The sequence below is a fragment of the Mesorhizobium sp. M7A.F.Ca.MR.362.00.0.0 genome (assembly GCF_004023175.1).
In the GTDB taxonomy this organism is placed as follows: domain Bacteria; phylum Pseudomonadota; class Alphaproteobacteria; order Rhizobiales; family Rhizobiaceae; genus Mesorhizobium.
In genome coordinates this window covers 1-3585 of record NZ_RZTF01000171.1, presented here as the reverse complement: position 1 = coordinate 3585, position 3585 = coordinate 1, and the positions used below count along the sequence as shown (strand labels likewise).

At 59.4% G+C, this 3585-nt stretch carries 4 protein-coding genes; 1 reads left to right on the top strand and 3 read right to left on the bottom strand.

Annotation, left to right across the window (positions count from 1 at the left end; translation table 11 throughout):
- The first annotated feature begins 512 nt into the window (after positions 1-512).
- Positions 513-866, top strand: coding sequence for a hypothetical protein (locus EOC06_RS20275; RefSeq protein ID WP_127269861.1), 354 nt, complete (start codon positions 513-515; stop codon positions 864-866).
- 124 nt (positions 867-990) lie between these two features.
- Here EOC06_RS20275 and EOC06_RS20270 read toward each other — a convergent pair whose 3' ends face one another.
- The 3 genes from EOC06_RS20270 to EOC06_RS20260 all read right to left on the bottom strand — a co-directional run.
- Positions 991-1854, bottom strand: a complete 864-nt coding sequence (locus EOC06_RS20270) for a quinoprotein dehydrogenase-associated SoxYZ-like carrier (RefSeq protein WP_127269859.1) — start codon at positions 1852-1854, stop codon at positions 991-993.
- Positions 1855-1971: 117 nt separating this feature from the next.
- Positions 1972-2943 (bottom strand): quinoprotein relay system zinc metallohydrolase 2, encoded by a 972-nt coding sequence (locus EOC06_RS20265; RefSeq protein ID WP_128308617.1) that lies wholly within the window; start codon positions 2941-2943, stop codon positions 1972-1974.
- A 34-nt stretch (positions 2944-2977) separates the two neighbouring features.
- Positions 2978-3585, bottom strand: a 608-nt coding sequence (locus tag EOC06_RS20260; protein WP_128308616.1) for an ABC transporter ATP-binding protein, incomplete at its 5' end; no start/stop codon positions are given.

Sequence of the window (3585 nt, the reverse complement as noted above, 5' to 3'; positions counted from 1 at the left end):
CCTAATGACGGTGACGCCCTTGAAGCCGGAAACAGGGTGAGGCTATGTCATCGCAAAACGCTAGGCAAGCAAAAAAGCCTGGGTGTCTTTTTGCACCGCAATATCGTAAATGATGCGGTGCAATATAAGGAAATAACTAGGACAGTATTGGTTAGATAAAGTATTTCTACTAGCTAAATAACGGTTGACCGCATAAAATTTGATTATTTTTTGAGTTTTACATTTCACCTAAGCAAGGATTTTATTTAGCGGTATTCACTTCGATGTCTCGGCCTGGCCATCTACGTGCTGCATGGGGAATCGATAGTGGGCCAAGCATGAGATGATCGTTGGAGTTGGGGTGTGGAGCGGGCCATCAGGCCGCCATGCGGAACCACGGTCGATGAGTACCGCATTCCTCCTTTGGTCGTATACGGAAGCCATGGGCGCTTGACTGACTCTGCGGCTCGTTGCCAACTGCCACGGTGATCCCGACTTGGCACATCGCGCCCAGGCTAACCGGAGGTTTTCCCATGATCAGATATGTTGGATTTTCGACCTTGCCGCTGCTCCTGGCCGCGCCGCTGGCCTTCGCAAACCCGGCGGGCGCCGCGGGAGATTACCCGACAGCAACGATTGCCGATTACGTGCTCGGCTGCATGCAGACGAACGGCCAGACACGTAAGGCGCTGGAAAGCTGTTCCTGCTCGATCGACGTCATCGCCTCGATCCTTCCGTACGACCACTATGAGAGGGCCGAGACTTTCAAGAGTATGTCTTTGACCACAGGCGAAAACGCTGGGCTGTTTCGCGAAAGCGCACCGGCGAAGGCCGCCCGTACCGAATTGAAGCGCGCGCAGTCGGAAGCCGACGTGCGCTGCTTTTAGAGCCTGCTCCCTCCGCAAGCCGGATAGAGTTCCATCCTTTGCCTGGACATGATCCTCCCGAAATGAGCTTCACTTCGGGGATCGAGCTGGCAAGCACCCGGCATTACGGCGCAAGAGGGATACTTTAGAGACCTGCTGTCTCCAGGGGCCACTGATTGCGGAATGTTTTGCCATCCGTGTCGGTCGCTTCCACCTGGATTTCGCCGTTGCCATGCACGGTGAAATCGAACCGGAAATTGGGGTCTTCCGAAATCGATATTCCACCTTCCATGGAGAGGATCGGCCGGCCGGCTTGCGAGATCGACAGTTTCTGAACAAAATGCGCCGGTATGAAATACTGGGTCAGCGGATCGCGCTGCAGGCCCGAATTGTTAGGGTGCCGGATCATCAACTGCAGTTCCTCAGTCTTGGTCATCGTCTCTTTGGGCGGGAACTGGCGCAGCTTCATCTGACCCATCGTCGCGTTGGCCTCGTCCTGGTTCTTGACCGCAGGGGCGGAGCATCCGCCTGATGCCTTAACGAAGGTCTGCATCATATGGAGCTGGCCGCTCTGCGTCTCAGCGATGGCACGCAGATAGGAATAGTCGTTGACGCGCACGCGCGTCGAAAGATGCGTCACGCCGGCATCCTTGCCGAGCTGGAACGTTGCCGCCACCGGTGCAGGGTTGGCATCGATGATCAGGGTAACGGATTTGATGCCGTCCGGCGCCTTGGCTGGATCGAGATAGATGTCGACGGGCACGATGGCGGCATCCTGCGCCCGCTTCGGCGCTTCGATCCTGACGACGCCGGTATCGACCAGAATTGCCCGATCGCCGAACACGTCGCCCTTCAAGTCATGCCAGATTCTGTCCGAGGACGCGGTTGTTTGCTGTGCGCTGGCGGTTCCGGAGGAACCGAGCAGCGTGCCGATGGCCAAGATGATCGCGACAAAAACGGATGCGAGCGGCAAAGCGAGCTGCCGGCTCGAGTAAGGGTGATTTTGCATTTCGATGCCTCCACCAATGCAGAGAGGTGGTGCCCAGGCTGGCGTTGAGGATAAGCCTTTGGCGACGCCTTGGCAAATCGCCGTGCCTTACAGCTGCTGGACGCATGTCGGCATCGTCTATTCCCACTCGAGTTCGGCAAATGCGGCCGTTGCGTTGCGCTGGTTGTAGTCGTCGAACAGGTGCCAATTATCCCGTTCGGTTTCGCCAGCGGTTTTGACTGCTTCGCGCAGCGGCGTTCCGTCGGCGATCGCCTTTCGGATATCGCGCGCCAGAATCTCGAAATAGCGTCGCTCCCCCGCCAGCGCCTGTGGCCAGTCGGCCGTTACAGGACCATGGCCTGGAACGACGCGCGCGGCGTCGATCGCGGTGAGCACATCCATCTGGCGGAGCCATCCAAGCAGTGATCCGTCGAGCGTCGGCAAGGAGCCCATGAACACGAGATCGCCGGCAAAGAGCGTTCTGGTCGCGGTATCGAATACGGTCAGGTCGTTGTCGGTGTGCGCCGCCTTCCATGCCCGCAGTTCGATCATGCGCCCGCCGAGGTCGAGTTGCAGGCGATCGTCGACCAGCATGGTCGGCGGCACGATCTCGATCCCCTCCATCAACGCCTCGCCAAGCTGTTCGCGATAGTTGTGCAGATAGAACGCTCCACGCGCCTCGAGAGCACGCGGCAGATTGCGGTGACCGACGATGGTCGCGCCGATCTTCCGGAATGCCGCATTGCCGAAGATGTGGTCGGGATGCATGTGGGTGTTGACCAGGAAGCGAACCGGCTTTGCTGTCAGCTTTCCGATCGCGGCGAGAAAGGCCTGCGCCTCGATCAGGCTGCCACCGCTGTCGATGACGGCAACCGCATCGGTGCCGATGACGGCGCCCAGATTGCAGATCGCACCGTTGTTGGCGGCGGTCATCAATTCATCCGCGCCCTGGAAGGCGAAGACGCCGTCGGCGATTTGCGTGGTCGAGAACCGCAAGCTGCCGCCTGCGGCCAGAACGGCTCGTCCGAGGCAGCATGGCAGCAAGGCGGCGCTGGCAGCGGTGCAGGTGAAGCCACTCACAAGTCTGCGTCTTAGCCGATCAACCGACATGAAGGCCTCCGATATGCATTTCGCCAGCAGGCGATCAGGTGACGTCCGGAAATCTATGATGGAACGACCGCAGGAGATCGCTCATCACCTGCGAATTGCGATGTTGCCGTGGCAACCGTACGTCGAACACGCCGAGCACATGGGTTGGCCGTGGCGCGAGCACGATGATGCGGTCCGACAGCATCAGTGCCTCGCGTAGATTGTGCGTCACCATCAAGGCGGTCGTTGGCCGTGCCGACCACACGGTCAAAAGCAGATGCCGAAGCCGCTCGGCGGTCTGTTCGTCGAGCGAGACAAAGGGTTCGTCCAGGAAAAGCACCGCCGGCTCGGTGGCGAAAGCCCTGGCAAGTGCTGCCCTGCGCGCAAGGCCGAGCGACAGTTCGGCAGGATAGAGCGAGCGCATGCCGGCGAGGCCGAGCGTGTCGAACAGCCCGTCCAGATTTTTCGCTCTCAAGCTTTTCGGCAACGCCAGCCTGACATTCTGTTCCACCGTTCGCCACGGCAGCAGGGTCGGTTCCTGGAATACGGCGGCGACGCGGTTCGAACCTCCTTGCGGCAACTGGAAGGAGCCGGAAAAGTCTTTGTCCAAGCCAAGCAGGATACGCAGCGTCGTGGTTTTGCCGCAGCCCGACGGTCCCAGCA